The sequence below is a fragment of the Sediminihabitans luteus genome (assembly GCF_002797595.1).
In the GTDB taxonomy this organism is placed as follows: domain Bacteria; phylum Actinomycetota; class Actinomycetes; order Actinomycetales; family Cellulomonadaceae; genus Paraoerskovia; species Paraoerskovia lutea.
The window spans coordinates 1-15,825 of record NZ_PGFE01000001.1 but is presented as its reverse complement, the minus strand read 5'-3'; the positions used below and the strand labels follow the sequence as shown (position 1 = coordinate 15,825).

14 protein-coding genes are annotated in these 15,825 nt (G+C 74.0%); 5 read left to right on the top strand and 9 right to left on the bottom strand.

Annotated features, from left to right (window positions below; all coding sequences use genetic code 11):
• Window positions 1-3: 3 nt before the first annotated feature.
• Window positions 4-1,806 (bottom strand): AMP-dependent synthetase/ligase, encoded by a 1,803-nt coding sequence (locus tag CLV28_RS00070; protein ID WP_100421304.1) that lies wholly within the window; start codon window positions 1,804-1,806, stop codon window positions 4-6.
• 101 nt (window positions 1,807-1,907) lie between these two features.
• On the opposite strand from CLV28_RS00070, the gene CLV28_RS00065 reads away from it, so the two are divergent.
• Window positions 1,908-2,243 carry a chorismate mutase gene (locus CLV28_RS00065; protein ID WP_100421303.1) on the top strand — a complete coding sequence of 112 codons (336 nt, stop codon included), beginning with the start codon at window positions 1,908-1,910 and terminating at the stop codon, window positions 2,241-2,243.
• A gap of 110 nt (window positions 2,244-2,353) precedes the next feature.
• The gene (locus CLV28_RS00060; RefSeq protein WP_100421302.1) at window positions 2,354-3,544 is read left to right on the top strand and encodes a baeRF2 domain-containing protein; all 1,191 of its coding nucleotides are present in this window, start codon (window positions 2,354-2,356) and stop codon (window positions 3,542-3,544) included.
• A 66-nt stretch (window positions 3,545-3,610) separates the two neighbouring features.
• Here CLV28_RS00060 and valS read toward each other — a convergent pair whose 3' ends face one another.
• On the bottom strand, window positions 3,611-6,376 hold the full coding sequence (gene valS / locus CLV28_RS00055) for a valine--tRNA ligase (protein WP_100421301.1): 2,766 nt from the start codon (window positions 6,374-6,376) through the stop codon (window positions 3,611-3,613).
• A gap of 139 nt (window positions 6,377-6,515) precedes the next feature.
• On the opposite strand from valS, the gene CLV28_RS00050 reads away from it, so the two are divergent.
• Window positions 6,516-7,517, top strand: a complete 1,002-nt coding sequence (locus CLV28_RS00050; protein ID WP_100421300.1) for a TIGR03557 family F420-dependent LLM class oxidoreductase — start codon at window positions 6,516-6,518, stop codon at window positions 7,515-7,517.
• A 118-nt stretch (window positions 7,518-7,635) separates the two neighbouring features.
• Window positions 7,636-8,529, top strand: a complete 894-nt coding sequence (locus CLV28_RS00045) for a coenzyme F420-0:L-glutamate ligase (protein WP_100421299.1) — start codon at window positions 7,636-7,638, stop codon at window positions 8,527-8,529.
• A gap of 12 nt (window positions 8,530-8,541) precedes the next feature.
• Here CLV28_RS00045 and CLV28_RS00040 read toward each other — a convergent pair whose 3' ends face one another.
• A complete protein-coding gene (locus CLV28_RS00040; protein ID WP_100421298.1) occupies window positions 8,542-9,138 on the bottom strand; it encodes an HhH-GPD-type base excision DNA repair protein in 597 nt (198 codons plus the stop codon).
• Between the two features lie 271 nt (window positions 9,139-9,409).
• Here CLV28_RS00040 and CLV28_RS00035 point away from each other — a divergent pair, with 271 nt between their 5' ends.
• Entirely contained in the window at window positions 9,410-9,895 is a 486-nt protein-coding gene (locus CLV28_RS00035; protein ID WP_100421297.1) for an anthrone oxygenase family protein, read from the top strand.
• A gap of 13 nt (window positions 9,896-9,908) precedes the next feature.
• On the opposite strand, the gene CLV28_RS00030 is transcribed toward CLV28_RS00035, so the two are convergent.
• The 6 genes from CLV28_RS00030 to arsB all read right to left on the bottom strand — a co-directional run bounded on the left by CLV28_RS00030 (window position 9,909) and on the right by arsB (window position 15,755).
• Window positions 9,909-10,730 carry a putative F420-0 ABC transporter ATP-binding protein gene (locus CLV28_RS00030; protein ID WP_100421296.1) on the bottom strand — a complete coding sequence of 274 codons (822 nt, stop codon included), beginning with the start codon at window positions 10,728-10,730 and terminating at the stop codon, window positions 9,909-9,911.
• Between the two features lies 1 nt (window position 10,731).
• Complete coding sequence (locus CLV28_RS00025; protein WP_100421295.1) at window positions 10,732-11,808, bottom strand: putative F420-0 ABC transporter permease subunit; 1,077 nt, start codon at window positions 11,806-11,808, stop codon at window positions 10,732-10,734.
• Between the two features lie 7 nt (window positions 11,809-11,815).
• Entirely contained in the window at window positions 11,816-12,835 is a 1,020-nt protein-coding gene (locus CLV28_RS00020; RefSeq protein ID WP_239073347.1) for a putative F420-0 ABC transporter substrate-binding protein, read from the bottom strand.
• A 193-nt stretch (window positions 12,836-13,028) separates the two neighbouring features.
• A complete protein-coding gene (locus tag CLV28_RS00015) occupies window positions 13,029-13,484 on the bottom strand; it encodes an arsenate reductase ArsC (protein ID WP_100421293.1) in 456 nt (151 codons plus the stop codon).
• 91 nt (window positions 13,485-13,575) lie between these two features.
• Window positions 13,576-14,619: a metalloregulator ArsR/SmtB family transcription factor gene (locus CLV28_RS00010; RefSeq protein ID WP_100421292.1), complete on the bottom strand. Its 1,044-nt coding sequence runs from the start codon at window positions 14,617-14,619 to the stop codon at window positions 13,576-13,578.
• Entirely contained in the window at window positions 14,616-15,755 is a 1,140-nt protein-coding gene (arsB, locus tag CLV28_RS00005) for an ACR3 family arsenite efflux transporter (protein ID WP_100421291.1), read from the bottom strand. The genes CLV28_RS00010 and arsB overlap by 4 nt, the downstream gene beginning before the upstream one ends.
• Window positions 15,756-15,825 lie beyond the last annotated feature (70 nt).

Here is a 15,825-nt window from a genome sequence, read left to right as displayed (position 1 = left end):
GCCTCAGGCCCGGGGCGTGCCGTACAGCGCGGCGATCTCGTCCGCGAACGCGTCGAGCACGATGGGGCGCCGCACCTTGAGCGATGGCGTCAGGTAGCCGTTCTCCTCGGTGAAGTCGAGCGGCAGCACCGTGACCTTCCGGATCGACTCGGCGCGCGAGACGATCTCGTTCGCGGTGGCCATGGCCCGGTCGACCTCGGCGAGCACGTCGGGGTCGGTCGCGGCCTCGGCGAGGCTCAGCGGGGCCCGGCCACGCGTCGTCGTCCAGTGCTCGAGCCCCTCGGCGTCGAGGGTCACGAGCGCGCCGACGAACGGCTGCTGGTCGCCGACCACGACGGCCTGGCTCACGAGCGGGTGCGTGCGCAGGCGGTCCTCGAGCGGTGCGGGCGCGACGTTCTTGCCGCCCGCGGTCACGATGATCTCCTTCTTGCGGCCCACGATCCGGACGAACCCGTCGTCGTCGATCGTGCCGAGGTCGCCCGTGCGGAACCACCCGTCGTCGAACACCTCGGCCGTGAGGCCGGGCTGGTTGCGGTACCCGTGGAACACGTGCGCGCCGCGGACCTGGATCTCGCCGTCGTCGGCGATCCGGATCGAGGTCCCGGGGAACGCGGTGCCGACGGTCCCGACGCGCGTGCTGCCCGGGCGGTTGACCGCCGTGGGCGCGGTCGTCTCGGTCAGGCCGTAGCCCTCGAGGATCGTCAGGCCGGCGCCGCGGAAGAAGTGCCCGAGGTCCTCGCCCAGTGGTGCGCCGCCCGAGATCGCGTAGGTCGCCTGCCCTCCGAGAGCGTCGCGCAGGGTCTGGAGCACGAGCCGGCCCGCGACCGCGTGCCGGGCGCGCACCCCGAACGACGCGCGTCCTGCGGACGTCGCGCGCGAGTAGGCCCGTGAGGCCTCGGCGGCCCACGCGAAGACCTTGCCGCGCGTGCCGCCGCCCGCCTTGCGCTCGGCGCCCGCGTAGACCTTCTCGAAGATGCGCGGCACCGCGAGCAGGTAGGTGGGACGGAACGTCGAGAGGTCGGCCAGCAGGTCCTTGGTGTCGGGGGAGTGCCCGATCACGCTCGGCGAGGCGACGGCCATGACCTGGATGTACCGCGCGAACACGTGCGCGAGCGGCAGGAACAGCAGCGTGCGGGCGCCGGCGGGCGCGACGATCTCGGCGAGCCCCTCGACGCCGTTGAGGGCGAGGTGCACGAAGTTCCCGTGCGTGAGCTCGGCGCCCTTGGGGCGTCCGGTCGAGCCCGAGGTGTAGATGATCGTAGCGACGTCGTCGCGCTGGCACGCGTCGCGCCGCGCCTCGAGGGCGGACGCCGTCACCGCGGTCCCGGCGGAGCGCAGGGCCTCGAGGGCTCCGTCGTCGAGCACGAGCACGTCCTCGAGCGAGGGCAGCGCGTCGCGGACGGCGGCGACGGTCGCGGCGTGCGCGGCGGTCTCGGTCACGGCGAGGCGGGTGCCCGAGTCCTCGAGGATCCAGCGCACCTGCTCGGGCGACGAGGTCTCGTACACGGGCACGGGGACCAGGCCCGCGGCCCACGCCGCGAAGTCGAGCAGCATCCACTCGTAGCGCGTGCGCGACATGATCGCGACGCGGTCGCCCTTCTCGAGCCCGCGCGCGAGGAACCCGCGCGCGACCGCGGCGACGTCGTCGGCGAACTCGCGGGCCGTCACGGGCTCCCACGTGCCGTCGGGGCCGCGCCGCTCGACGAGCGGGAGGTCCGCGGAGCGCTCGACGCGGGCGCTGAGCAGGGACGGGATGGTGGTCCGGGCGTCGACCTCGACGAGGGTCGGCGACTCGCTTCGTTGCATGGGGACTCCGCTTCGGGTGGGCAGGGCGCCCCAGAACTCTACCCGTCCGCGACGATACCCAGGACGCGTCGTCCTAGGCAGTTCGACCGTAGGATCGACGGATGACGTCGCCCGAAGTGCCCGCCGAGATCCTCGCACTGCGCGCCAGCATCGACAATATCGACGCCGCGCTCATGCACCTGCTGGCCGAGCGGTTCACGTGCACGCGCCGCGTCGGCGAGCTCAAGGCGCAGGCGGGCCTGCCGCCGGCGGACATGACGCGCGAGGCCGCGCAGATCGCTCGCCTCGGCGGCATCGCGGCCTCGTCCGGGCTCGATCCGGCCTTCGCCGAGCAGTTCCGCGAGTTCATCGTGAGCGAGGTCAAGCGCCAGCACCGGATCATCGCGCTCGCGCACGGCGCGTCGTCCGACGACCAGGAGCCTGACCTCTACGCCTGAGGGTCTCGACCCTGCGGGTGGCGGGGTGTCGCGGCGTGCCCCACGCTGGGGTGATCCTCGGGCGTGGCCGTGCGGCGTGCCGCGCCCCGTCGACGACGGAAGGATCCTGCATGAAGATCGACTGGCTCAAGCCGTTGCTCGGGACCGCAGGGCCGTTCGCGACCGTCTTCCTGGACGTGACGCGGGACGGCGACGCGGGCGAGCGCGAGGTCGAGAACCGATGGCGCGGGGTCGTGCGTTCCCTGGTGCGTGACGGCGCCCCCCAGGCGACCGTCGACCTGCTCGAGCAGGCCGTGATGCGGCCCACGCACGTGCGCGGTCCGCACGCGAAGGTCGTCGTCGCGAACGACGACGGCGTGCTCGTCGACCGCGTCGTGGGGGCGCCGCCCGCGACGCCTGTTGCGTCCTACGGTCCCGTGCCCGTGCTGCTGCCCGCGGGGCGGGCGGCCGAGCAGTCGGTCGACCGGCTCGTCGTGGTCGTCGACCGCACGGGCGCCGACCTGCGCTGGTCGCGCTCGGGGCCCGACGGGATCGACCAGGGCGCCGAGACCGTCGAGGGGGACCACGACGAGGTCAGCAAGGCCGCGGTCGGCGGCACCGCGCAGCGCAGGGTCGAGGCGCGCGCCGAGGACTCCTGGGGGCGCAACGCCGAGACCGTCGCACGGCGCGTGGAGGCGTCGGTCGCCGAGCGTCGTCCTGAGGTCGTGATCCTCACGGGCGACGTGCGCGCCGCGGGGCTGGTCAAGGCTGCGCTCGGGCGGCCCGTGCTCGCCCTCGTGCGCGACGTCCCGGGCGGGGTCCGCGGCGAGGCGCCGTCCGCGGCGTTCACGGGCCGGTGCGCCGAGGTCGTGGACGAGGTGCGCACCGCCCGGCGCGCCGTCGTCCTCGACGCGCTGCGCGAGGGCCAGGGGCGCGCGAGCGGGGGAGTGTCCTCGCTCGAGGACGTCGTGGCCGTGCTCGCGCGCGGGCAGGTCGCCGAGCTCGTGCTCGGCGACGAGCTCCTCGCGACGGCGGGCGACGGCCAGCGCGAGGTCTGGGTCGGGCCGTCGCCGCTGCACGTGGGCACGAGCCGCGAGGCGATCGCCGAGATGGGCGTCGAGGACGAGATCCACCGCTACCCGGTCGGCGTCGCGCTCGTGCGTGCGGCGCTCGGTCAGGACGCGGGCGTCACGTTCGCACCTGCGGGCAGCGTCGCGCTGACCGACGGGGTCGGGGCCGTGCTGCGCTGGACCGACGACGGCACGCCCAGCGAGTCCGCGGTGAGCATGAGCGGCGACAGCAGGCGGCTGCACGAGCTCTGAGACCCCGCACGCCGCACGCACGACGGCCGGGTCGGGGGCAACCCCCGGCCCGGCCGTCGTGGGTGGTCAGCCGCGGTTGCGGACCACGGGCTCGCCGAGCTCGGAGGCGACGACGACGATCCCGCCCTGGACCGCGGGGTCGCCCTGGCCCGCGGCGGCCTCGACGACCGTGAGCGGGCCCTCGACGCGACCGCCGTTGCGGACATCGACCGCGGACGCCTCGACGCCCGCGACCCCGGCGGCGGGCACCGCGAGCTCGACGCTCAGGATCGGGGTGCGCATCGAGACCTTGGCCTCGGACTTGATCTTGCGCAGCGCGGCGAGGGCGTGGCCGGCGACGGCGAGGACGCCCGGGTCGGCGTCGCCCGCGGCCTCGCGCAGCGGGCCCGAGGTGGGCCAGGGCGCGCGGTGGATCGAGCCCTCGCGCCACCACGACCAGACCTCCTCGGTCGCGAACGGCACGACCGGGGCGAACAGGCGCAGCAGCACGTCGAGCGCGAGGCCGAGCGCGACGCGGGCCGAGCGGGTCGCGGCGTCGACCTCGTCGCTGTCGGCGCCGGCGCCGTACGCGCGGTCCTTGACGAGCTCGAGGTAGTCGTCGCAGAACGTCCAGAAGAACGTCTCGGTGGTCTCGAGCGCGCGCGTGTGGTCGTATGCCTCGAGCGCCTCGGTGGCGCGGTCCACGACGTCGGCGAGCCCGGCGAGCATCGCCCGGTCGAGCGGCTCGGTCACGAGCGCCGGGTCGAGCACGATCTCGCCGTCGCCGAACGCGAGCGCGAACTTCGACGCGTTGAGGATCTTGATCGCGAGGCGGCGGCCGATCTTCATCTGGCCGACCTCGAACGCGGCGTCGGTGCCCAGGCGCGCCGAGGCCGCCCAGTAGCGCACCGCGTCCGAGCCGTGCTCCTCGAGCAGGCCCATGGGCGTGACGACGTTGCCCTTGGACTTCGACATCTTCTTGCGGTCGGGGTCCAGGATCCAGCCCGAGATCGCGGCGTTGCGCCACGGCACGGAGTCGTGCTCGAGGTGCGAGCGCACCGCGGTCGAGAAGAGCCACGTGCGGATGATGTCCTGGCCCTGCGGGCGCAGGTCCATGGGGAACACGCGCGCGAAGAGGTCCTCGTCGCGCTCCCAGCCGCCCGCGATCTGCGGCGTGAGCGACGACGTCGCCCAGGTGTCCATGACGTCGGCCTCGCCCACGAACCCGCCAGGCACGCCGCGCTGGTCCTCGGTGAAGCCCGCGGGCACGTCGGACGACGGGTCGACGGGCAGCGCCGACTCGTCGGGCACGATCGGGTGGTCGTGGTCGACCTCGCCCGAGTCGAGCACCGGGTACCACAGCGGGATGGACACGCCGAAGAACCGCTGGCGCGAGACGAGCCAGTCGCCGTTGAGGCCGCCGACCCAGTTGTCGTAGCGCACGCGCATGAAGTCGGGGTGGAACGCGACCTCGGCGCCACGCGCGAGGAGCGCCGCGTTGAGGTCGGCGTCGCGGCCGCCGTTGCGGATGTACCACTGGCGCGAGGTGACGATCTCGAGCGGCTTGTCGCCCTTCTCGAAGAAGTTGGCCTTGCGCTGGGTCGCGACGGGCTCGCCGTCGAGGTCGCCCGAGGCGCGCAGCGCGTCGACCACGGCCGTGCGGGCCGAGAACGTCGTCTTGCCCTCGAGCTCGGCGAACAGCGCGCGCGCCGGCTCGGTCTCGATCCAGGCCGGCGTCTCGCGCGTGATGCGCCCGTCGCGGCTGATGATCGAGCGCGTCGGCAGGCGCAGCTCACGCCACCACTGCACGTCGGTCAGGTCGCCGAACGTGCAGCACATCGCGATGCCCGCACCCTTGTCGGCCTGCGCGGCGGGGTGCGCCACGACGGGCACCTCGACGTCGAACAGGGGCGAGCGCACGGTCGTGCCGAACAGGTGCTGGTAACGCTCGTCGTCGGGGTGCGCGATGAGCGCGACGCACGCCGCGAGCAGCTCGGGACGGGTGGTCTCGATGATCACGGGCGTGCCCGCGGCCGGGCTGTCGGACGTCGGGTGGAACGCGACGCGGTGGAAGTGCCCCGGGTAGTCGCGGGCCTCGAGCTCGGCCTGCGCGACCGCGGTCTGGAACGTGACGTCCCACAGGCCGGGGGCCTCGGCCTGGTAGGCCTCGCCGCGCGCGAGGTTGCGCAGGAACGCCTTCTGGGCGACGGTCCGGGCGTCGGCCGAGATCGTCTGGTAGTGGTGGTTCCAGTCGACCGAGAGCCCGAGGCGGCGCCACAGCTCCTCGAACGTGCGCTCGTCCTCGACCGTGAGCCGCTCGCACAGCTCGATGAAGTTGCGGCGCGAGATCGGCTGCTGGTCGGCGCTCTTGATGCTCTTGCCCTCGCCGCCCTCGTGCGGGGGCTCGTAGCCCTCGACGTAGGGCAGGGTCGGGTCGCAGCGCACGCCGTAGTAGTTCTGGACGCGGCGCTCGGTCGGCAGGCCGTTGTCGTCCCACCCCATGGGGTAGAACACCTCCTTGCCGCGCATGCGCTGGAAGCGCGCGACGACGTCGGTGTGCGTGTACGAGAACACGTGGCCCACGTGCAGCGACCCGGAGACGGTCGGCGGCGGGGTGTCGATCGAGTAGACCTGCTCGCGCGTGCGCGTGCGGTCGAACGCGTACGTGCCCTGCGCGGTCCACGCGGCGTCGTACTTGGCCTCGAGCCCGTCGGTGCTCACCTTGTCCGGCACCTCGCGGACCGTCGCGCGGACCACGTCGCCGGCCGGGCGGACGTCGGGCGTGGCCGAGGTCGTGGGCGTGGCGGGGGTCGGGGCGGGGGCGGCGTCGGCCGCGGACGAGAAGGTGCTCATGGGCGCCATTGTCCCAGATCGAGCGCGGCGCGTGCGACTCTCTCGGACCGCGGACGCCGCGTGCGACGTCCGCCCGACACGCGCACTACCCAGAACCGCAGGTCTCGGGTAATCGGTCCGACGGGGATAGTCTCGGAGCATGGCATCCCTGACCGTCGGCTACGCCGCCGCACTCGAGCAGTTCCACCCCACCGAGGCCGTCGAGCTCAGCGCGCTCGCCGAGCAGCACGGGTTCAGCGGCACCATGGCCGCCGACCACTTCCAGCCGTGGGTCCCCGCGCAGGGCGAGGCCTCGTTCGTGTGGAACGTGCTCACGGCGCTGGGCGAGCGCACGACGGGCGACATCGGCCCGGGCGTGACCGCCCCGACGTTCCGCTGGCACCCCGCGATGGTCGCCCAGGCGTCGGCCACGCTCGCCGCGATGTACCCGGGGCGGCACTGGCTCGGCCTCGGGTCGGGCGAGGCGCTCAACGAGCGCGTCGTCGCCGGCTACTGGCCCGAGGCGCCCGAGCGGATCAACCGCATGTTCGAGGCCATCGACATCATCAAGAAGCTGTTCAACGCCTCGCTCCAGGGCCGCGACGTCAAGCACGCGGGCGAGTTCTACAAGATGGAGTCCTCGCGGCTGTGGACCATGCCCGAGGTTCCGCCCGAGATCCTCGTCGCGACCGCCGGGCCCGTGACCGCCAAGCGTGCCGGCAAGGTCGCCGACGGCCTCATCACCGTGGGCGCGCCGCTCGAGAAGATCTCGATGCTGTTCGACCGGTTCGACACGGGCGCGCGCGACGCCGGGCGCGACCCCGAGACCATGCCCAAGGTGCTCCAGCTCCACATGTCGTGGGCGTCGACCTACGAGGAGGCGCTCGAGAACGCGCTCGTGCAGTGGCCCAACGGCGGCATGAAGTTCCCCAAGGGAGACATCCGCTCGCCCCACGACCTCGAGCAGATGGCCAAGCTCGTGCGCGCCGAGGACTTCGAGGACCGCCTCGTGATCTCGGAGGACCCCGACGTGCACCGTGCCTACATCCAGCAGTTCGTCGACCTCGGGTTCGACCGGATCTACCTGCACAACGTGGGCCGCAACCAGCGCGAGTGGATCGAGACGTTCGGCCGCCAGGTGCTCCCGGCCCTGAGCCGCTAACGTTCGTGCATCGAGCGGGGGCGAGCGCCGTGGCCGTGGCCCGTGCCTGGTCGGCACGCGCGTCGTCCGCCCGGACGTCGTCCGCCCTCCGCACGCCCGCACGACGAGAGGACCCCGCATGAGCGTCACCCCCGCGCCGGACGAGACGCCGGTCGGACTCGAGCCGAGCTCCGGCTCGGTCGCCTCGCCCGCACGGTTCTCGGTCTGGGCGCTCGCAGCGCTGCCCGAGGTCGTCCCCGGGGACGACCTCGGTGCGCTCGTGGGCGACGCGATCGAGCGCGACGGCGGGCTCGAGGCGGGCGACGTCGTCGTCGTCACGAGCAAGATCGTCTCCAAGGCCGAGGGGCGCGTGCGCGCGGCGGCCGACCGCGAGGCCGCGATCACGGAGGAGACGGTGCGGCCCGTCGCCTCGCGCAGCTCGGACCACGGCGTGCTGAGGATCGTCGAAAACCGCCTCGGGCTCGTCATGGCGGCGGCCGGGGTCGACGCGAGCAACACGCCCGAGGGCACCGTGCTGCTGCTGCCCGAGGACCCGGACGCCTCGGCGCGCGCGATCCGCGCCGCGCTCGTGCGGCGGTTCGGTGTCGAGGTCGGCGTCGTCGTCTCGGACACCATCGGGCGCCCGTGGCGCGAGGGGCAGACCGACATCGCGATCGGGGTCGCCGGCGTGCGGGTCGTGCACGACCTGCGCGGCACGACCGACACGCACGGGCGCGAGATCCGCGTCACGCAGAGCGCCGTCGTCGACGAGATCGCGGGTGCGACCGAGCTCGTGCGCGGCAAGGCCACCGCCCGGCCGCTCGCGATCGTGCGCGGCCTCGGCCGGTTCGTGACGCCCGACGACGGGCCCGGCGCCCGCGCGCTCGTGCGCCCCGCCGAGGACGACCTCTTCCGCACCGGCAGCGAGGAGTCGTACGAGGAGGGGTACGCCGACGGCTACGAGCGTGGGGTCACCGAGGCGTTCGACTCGGAGCGCGACGACGACGACACCCCGGTGACCGAGTCGTACTGACGGCTCGCCGGGTCAGCTGGACTTCGCGGCCTTCGCCGCCGCCTTGGCGGCCTGCTTCGTCGCCCGCACCTGCGCGAGCGACTCGGGGCTCGTGACGTCGGCGATCGACCGGCGCGAGCCGTCCTCGCCGTAGGGGCCTGCGGCCTCGCGCCAGCCCTCGGGCGTGACGTCGCGCTGCTTGGCGAGCAGGGCGAGGAAGATCCTGGCCTTCTGGTCGCCGAAGCCCGGCAGCGCCTTGAGGCGACGCAGGACCTCGCGGCCGGTCGGCGCGGGGCCTGAGCCGTCGCCGAGCCAGAGCCTCGTGACGTCGCCGTCGTACTCGTCGACCACGACGTGCGCGACCGCCTGGATGCGCGCGGCCATCGAGCCGGGGTAGCGGTGCACCGCGGGCGGCGTCGAGCAGAGCGCCGCGAAGTCGGCCGGGTCGGTCTCCGCGATCACGCGAGGGTCCAACGTGCCGAGCCGCTCCGTGATCTTGCGCGGGCCCGCGAACGCGTGCTCCATCGGGTACTGCTGGTCCAGCAGCATGCCGATCAGCAGCGCGAACGGGTCGGCGTCGAGGATTCCGTCGGCCGCGGGGTCGCCGGTCATCCAGAGCGGGGTGGTCATGGGTCCATCCTGCCCCGAACCCGACGGCCGAGCACGAGTGCGGTCGTCGAACCGGCGATCGTGGTCCGCCGACCCGGCGTTCGTGTGCCGTACAGGGGCCGGGAACGTACGAGATCGCCGGGTCGGCGGTGAGGGTCGGCGGTGAGGGTCGGCGGTGAGGGTCGGCGGGGAGGGTCGGCGGTGAGGGGGAGTCGAGCGGGAAGTCGAGGGGGACCGGGGGCGGACGGCGCGCCGTCCCGTCGCGTCGGGCCGCGGCTGGGAGGGTGGCCGCATGGTCGCGCAGGTGGTCGCCGTGCTCGTGGTCGTGCTCGCCGCCGTCGGGACGGGGGTGGTCGCCGGGGTGTTCTTCGCGTTCTCGGCGGTCGTGATGCCGGCGCTGCGGCGCTCGAGCCCGGCGCTCGCGGCGGGCGCGATGCGCGCGGTCAACCACGCGGCCGTGCGGTGGCCCCTCCTGGTCGCGCTGTTCGGCACGGGTCTCGCGGTCGTGGTCGCTCCCGTGCTCGTGGTGGTCGCGGCGGACGACGGCGGGCCCGTCCTCGGGTGGGTGATCGCGGGGGCCGTCGTCTACGTGGCGGGCGGCGTCGGCGTCACGATCGCCGGCAACGTGCCGCTCAACAACCGCATCGACCGCGTCGAGATCGGCGAGGCCAGGGCGTTCTGGCCCGAGTATGCCGAGCGGTGGACCGCGTGGAACGACATCCGCACGGCGAGTTGCGTGGTCGCGTGCGTGCTGCTCGTGACCTCGCTCGTCGCGTGAGACCGGGTCGGGCTCAGCTGAACGCGAGCACGGGGCGGCCGGTCGCCGGGTGCTCGAGCACGTCGCAGCGCACGCCGTAGACCTGCTCGATCACCGCGGGCACCAGGACCTCCTTGACGCTCCCGGCCGCGACGACCCGGCCGGCGTCGAGCATCACGACGTGATCGCACGCCGCGGCCGCGAGATTGAGGTCGTGCAGGGCGGCGAGCACCGTGACGCCGTCGGCGGCGAGCTTGCGCGCGAGCGTCATGGTCGCGAGCTGCGCGGCGACGTCCAGGTGGTTGGTCGGCTCGTCGAGCAGCAGCAGCGAGGGCTCCTGCGCGAGCGCGCGCGCCACGTGGACGCGCTGGCGCTCGCCGCCCGAGAGAGTGGCGAGCGAACGGTCGGCGAACTCCGCCATGCCCACGCGGGCGAGGGCCTCGCGCGCGAGGTGGCGGTCCGCGTCGGTGTCGCCCGCGAGCAGCGACCGGTGCGGGATGCGCCCCAGGAGCACGGCGTCGAGCACCCGCAGGGGCGTCTCGGCAGCGGCCTCCTGCTCGACGAACGCGACACGTCGGGCCCTCTCGCGACGGCGCACCGACGCGAGGTCGGTCCCGGCGAAGGCCGCGGTGCCGGCGTCCGGCACGGTGATGCCCGCGACGAGGCGCAGCAGGCTCGACTTGCCCGAGCCGTTCGGTCCGAGCAGGCCCGTGAACGCGCCCGGGGGAGCGGTGCAGTCGACGTCGTCGACGATGAGCCGACCCGCGACCGACCAGCGCACGCGCGCGACCTCGAGCCCGGGGGTGCTCCCCGGGGCTGCGACCCTGCTGGTCCCGTCCGTCGTCCGGTCACGCATCTCAGACCGCCTTCCCGCGCCACAGCAGCACCGCGAACACGGGCGCGCCGATCGCGGCGGTCACGATCCCGACGGGCAGCTCGCGCGGCGCGAACACCGTGCGCGCGATGGTGTCGGCCCACACGAGGAAGCTCGCGCCGAACAGGCCCGCGAGCGGCAGCAGCAGGCGGTGCCGCGCGCCCGTGAGCATCCGCACGGCGTGCGGGAGGGTCAGGCCGACGAACCCGATCGCGCCCGAGACCGACACGAGCGCGCCCGTGAGCAGCGCGACACCGACGAGGAGCACCCAGCGGGTGCGCTGCACGTCGAGGCCCAGCCCCGCGGCGGCGGTGTCGCCGAACGTGAACGCGTCGAGCACCGAGCCGGTCGAGGCGAGCAGCCCCCCGACCACGAGCACCGCGACGCCCGCGATCGCGACCGACGTCCAGGTCGAGCGGGCGACCGAGCCCATGAGCCAGGAGAGGATGTCGCGGTACGCGTCGCCCTGGGCCGACCAGAACACCACGAACGACGTGGCCGCGGCGGCGAGCTGGCTCACCGCGAGACCGGCCAGGACGATCCGGGTCGGGGTCATCACGCCCATGGCGCGCGCCAGGAGCAGCGCCGCGGCGAGCGCCGCGAGCGCCCCGACGAACGCGGCGAGCGGGAGCAGCAGGGCCACGCCCGCGCCGAGCACGAGCACGGCCCCGAACGACGCGCCCGAGGACAAGCCGAGCAGGTACGGGTCGGCGAGCGGGTTGCGCGTCAGGGCCTGCATGACGACGCCGCAGACCGCGAGGCCCGCACCGACGGCGGCGGCGGTGAGCACGCGCGGCATGCGCAGCTCCCAGATCGTCGCGTCCTGGAGCGCGGGCAGCGGCTCGACGCCCAGCAGGCCACCCAGCCCGAGGTGCGTGACGAGGGTGCGACCGACGTCCGCGGCCCCGAGGTCGGCGGCGCCGACCATGACCGACCCGACCACGCTCGCGACGAGGACCACGAGCGCGGCGGGGACCCAGACGGCCGCGCGCGGGTCGCGGCGTCGGGCCGGTGCCGCTGCCGTGGTCGGGGCGGGGGTCGGGGTGGTCGTGGTCGGCACGGTCGGCTCAGCCCTCGACGTCGAGGTCCGCGAGCTGGGCCTGCAGGTCCACGACCGTGTCGACGTTGCGCACACCAGCCTCGGACGCGGCGAACGGCACCGTGAGGAACCGGTGGTGCTTGACGGCCGTGAGCTCAGCCGTCACGGGGTTGCCCTCGAGGTAGGCGATCTTGTCGTCGACCGAGTTCCAGACCGAGTCGACGAGCACGATGACGTCGGGGTCGGCCGCGACGACGGACTCCCAGCCCATCGACGTCCAGGTGTCGTGGACGTCGGCGCCCACGTTCTCCAGCCCGACCGCGTCCATCATCATCTGGGGCGCGCCGATCCCGGCGCCCACGTACGGGGTGTCGGAACCCGAGGAGTACCACAGGGCGGTGAGGCCACGGTCGTCGGGCGTGGCGTCGGCGAGCGTCGCGCGCTGCTGCGCGACGAGGTCGGCCGCGGCGTCCGGCACGTCGAAGATCTCGCCCGCCTGGGTGATCTCGTCGAAGACCGAGTCGAAGGTCAGCGGGTCGGGCTGGTAGCCGGCCTCCTTGCACGCGGACGGCGCGACGTACGTCGCGACGCCGACCTTCTCGTACGTGTCGCGCTCGCCCGCGCCGTCGCCCGTGAGGTTCGACTCCCAGCCCGCGAACACGAGGTCGGGCTCGAGCGCGTACACCGCCTCGGCGCCGGGGACCTTGTCGGACATCGGCGTCGTGACGGTCTCGGGCGCGTCGGCGGCGAGGTCGTCGGGCAGCGGGCCGTCGGGGAACGCGGAGCCGACGATCCGGTCGCCGAGCCCGAGGGCGAGCATCATCTCGGTGGTCGAGGACTTGATCGTGACCACGCGCTGCGGCGCGGCGTCGATCGTGGTCTCGAAGCCGCAGTTGTCGAGCGTGAGCGGGTACGACGTGCCGGCGGACGTCGACGCGGAGGACGTGCTCGCGGTGTCGGCGGGGGCGGCGTCGTCCGAGCACGCGCTGAGCGTGAGCGCTCCCACGGCGAGCAGGGCGAGGGCGGCGGAACGGGGTGCACGAAGCACGGGGGCGTCTCCAGGGGAGCCAGGCCGCGAGGTCGCGGCGACGGTCTGGTCGGGCACGCCATCCGGTGCCGGGGATCCACGGCCCATGCACCGGGCCGTCGGTACGGGCCAAGAAGGGGCCCGCGATCCGCTCCTGCCACCCTAGTACCTGCGCGGGCCCGCCGGGATCCCGGCAGGCCCGCGCAGGTGCTGGTCAGGCCGCCGGGACGGGCTCGACGCCGAGCTCGGCGAGCAGGCCCAGCACGCGACGGCGGATCTCGTCGCGGATCGGGCGCACGGCCTCGATTCCCTGGCCCGCCGGGTCCTCGAGCGCCCAGTCCTCGTAGCGCTTGCCGGGGAAGTACGGGCACACGTCGCCGCAGCCCATCGTGATCACGACGTCGGAGGCCTGGACGGCCTCGGGTGCGAGCACCTTGGGCCGCTCGGCGCGGATGTCGATGCCGACCTCGAGCATGGCCTCGACCGCGGTCGGGTTGATCTGGTCGGCCGGCATCGACCCGGCGGAGCGGACCTCGACGGCGCCGCCGGACAGCGCGCGCAGGAACCCCGCGGCCATCTGGGAGCGGCCGGCGTTGTGGACGCACACGAACAGGGCGGACGGGGCGCTGCCCGTGGTGGCGGACGGCGCAGGGCTGGTCTGGTCGTTCACTGGTCTCTCCTGGGGTCGGGGTGCTGCGGGACGGTTGGTGGGACGTTCGGCGGGACGTTCGGTGGGTGCGCGCGGACGGCGCTAGTCGTCGTCAGTGGACGTCGGTGGCGCCGTCGACCGGCGCGGGGCCGGGCGGCAGCTCGAGGTCGGGCAGGAGCGCGCCGAGCAGCACCCGCACGCGTGCGTCGATCGTCTCGCGGATCGCCGCGACGCCGGCGGGGGAGGCGAGCGCGGGGTCGCCGACCTTCCAGTCCTCGTAGCGCACGCCGGGCAGCACGGGGCAGACGTCGCCGCAGCCCATGGTGACCACGACGTCGGCGGCGCGCACGGCGTCGTCGGTCAGTGGCTTGCAGAACGCCTCGTCGGCGCCGAGCGCGGCGAGTGCGGGGCGGACGCCCGGGTGCACGTCTGCCGCGGGGGCGGAGCCGGCCGAGCGGACCACGACCCGGTTGCCCGCGTACCGGCGCACGAGGGCTGCGGCGAGCTGCGAGCGTCCGGCGTTGGCCACGCAGACGAACAGCACCTGCGGCGGTGCGTCGGCGGGGCGCGCGAGGTCGGTCAGGCGCTGGCGAGCGAACCGCTCGGTCAGGGTCAGCAGGTGCGCGCTGACGTGTGCGGTCCGGGCGAGCCCGACGTACGACTCGCGCACGGTCGTGCGCACGACGTCGAGGGGTACGGGGTAGGCGTCGGCGAGCTCGACGACGAGGCGGTCGAGCGCGGCGTCGGCGTCCGCGATGCCTGCCAGGCCCTTGGGCGCCGCGGTGACGGCCGTGCGGGCGAGCACCGCGGGGGCGAACGCGTCGAGCACGGTCGCGACGGCGCCTGTGAACCCGGGGGCGATGCGGTACCAGACCCAGGTGCCGCGACGCTCCGACGTCAGCAGCCCGACGTCCTTGAGCACCTTGAGGTGGTGCGACACGGTGGGCTGGGAGACCTGGGTCAGCGCCGCGAGGTCGCACACGCACGCCTCGCCCGCGGGGGCGGTCGCGACGTACGACACCATGCGCAGGCGCAGCGGCTCGGCCAGCGCCTTGAGGGTCGTGGCGAGCTCGGCGGCGACGTCGCTGCCGATCGCGTGCGCGTCGGGCTGCGGGGCGCAGACGGCCTCGGCGGTGCCGGGGATGGTGTCGGTCATCGTGACTCCTTGATCCGTTGCGGGGCGTCGATCGGTTGCGGGGCCTCGGACGCCGCGGTGCCCGTGACGGCCGGGCCGTCGGGGAACCAGCGGGCGCACCAGAGCGAGACGTAGACGAGACCGACGAGCACGGGCACCTCGATCAGGGGCCCGACGACCCCGGCGAGCGCCTCGCCCGAGGTCGCGCCGAACGTCCCGATCGCGACCGCGATGGCGAGCTCGAAGTTGTTGCCGGCTGCGGTGAAGGCCAGGGTCACGGTGCGCGCGTAGCCGAGGCGCAGCGCGGCGCCGAGCAGCATCCCCAGGCCCCACATGACCGCGAAGTAGACCAGCAGCGGCAGGGCGATGCGCACCACGTCGAGCGGGTTGGAGGTCACGGCCTCGCCCTGGAGGGCGAACAGCAGGACGATCGTGAACAGCAGGCCGTAGAGCGCCCAGGGACCGATGCGGGGCAGGAACCGCTCCTCGTACCACTCGCGCCCGCGTGCCCGCTCGCCGATCGCGCGGGACGCGAACCCGGCGACGAGTGGTATCCCGAGGAACACCAGGACGTTGAGGGCGATCTGACCGGCCGAGACGTCGAGTCCCTGCGTGTCGAGGCCGAGCCAGCCCGGCAGCACCGTGAGGTAGAAGTAGCCGAGCAGCGAGAAGGCCAGGACCTGGAACACGGAGTTGATCGCGACGAGCACCGCGGCGGCCTCGCGGTCTCCGCACGCGAGGTCGTTCCAGATCACGACCATCGCGATGCACCGCGCGAGCCCCACGATGATCAGGCCCGTGCGGTACTCGGGCAGGTCGGGAAGGAACGCCCAGGCGAGCGTGAACATCAGCGCCGGGCCGACGACCCAGTTCAGCACGAGCGACGAGACGAGGAGCTTCTTGTCGCCCGTGACGGAGGCGACCTTGTCGTAGCGGACCTTGGCCAGGACCGGGTACATCATGATGAGCAGGCCCAGCGCGATCGGGATGGAGATCCCCGCGACCTCCATCGCGGCGAGGGCGTCGGTGAGCCCGGGCACGAACCGGCCCAGCAGGATCCCGCCGACCATCGCGAGGCCGATCCACAGGGGCAGGCCCCGGTCGAGCGCCGAGAGCCTGCCGCGGGTCGCCGCGGTCGCGGTGGTGGTGTCGGTCATCGGATCTCCTCGAGTGCGGTGGGAAGTCCTTCGGGGTTGGGGGTGGCCGGGGTGCCGGCGAGGTCCTGCT

Excerpts from the sequence above, each read along its gene's own strand:
- CLV28_RS00070 (WP_100421304.1), bottom strand. The coding sequence starts at position 1,806 with ATGCAACGAAGCGAGTCGCCGACCCTCGTCGAGGTCGACGCCCGGACC.
- CLV28_RS00065 (WP_100421303.1), top strand. The coding sequence starts at position 1,908 with ATGACGTCGCCCGAAGTGCCCGCCGAGATCCTCGCACTGCGCGCCAGC.
- CLV28_RS00060 (WP_100421302.1), top strand. The coding sequence starts at position 2,354 with ATGAAGATCGACTGGCTCAAGCCGTTGCTCGGGACCGCAGGGCCGTTC.
- valS (WP_100421301.1), bottom strand. The coding sequence starts at position 6,376 with ATGAGCACCTTCTCGTCCGCGGCCGACGCCGCCCCCGCCCCGACCCCC.
- CLV28_RS00050 (WP_100421300.1), top strand. The coding sequence starts at position 6,516 with ATGGCATCCCTGACCGTCGGCTACGCCGCCGCACTCGAGCAGTTCCAC.
- CLV28_RS00045 (WP_100421299.1), top strand. The coding sequence starts at position 7,636 with ATGAGCGTCACCCCCGCGCCGGACGAGACGCCGGTCGGACTCGAGCCG.
- CLV28_RS00040 (WP_100421298.1), bottom strand. The coding sequence starts at position 9,138 with ATGACCACCCCGCTCTGGATGACCGGCGACCCCGCGGCCGACGGAATC.
- CLV28_RS00035 (WP_100421297.1), top strand. The coding sequence starts at position 9,410 with ATGGTCGCGCAGGTGGTCGCCGTGCTCGTGGTCGTGCTCGCCGCCGTC.
- CLV28_RS00030 (WP_100421296.1), bottom strand. The coding sequence starts at position 10,730 with ATGCGTGACCGGACGACGGACGGGACCAGCAGGGTCGCAGCCCCGGGG.
- CLV28_RS00010 (WP_100421292.1), bottom strand. The coding sequence starts at position 14,619 with ATGACCGACACCATCCCCGGCACCGCCGAGGCCGTCTGCGCCCCGCAG.
- arsB (WP_100421291.1), bottom strand. The coding sequence starts at position 15,755 with ATGACCGACACCACCACCGCGACCGCGGCGACCCGCGGCAGGCTCTCG.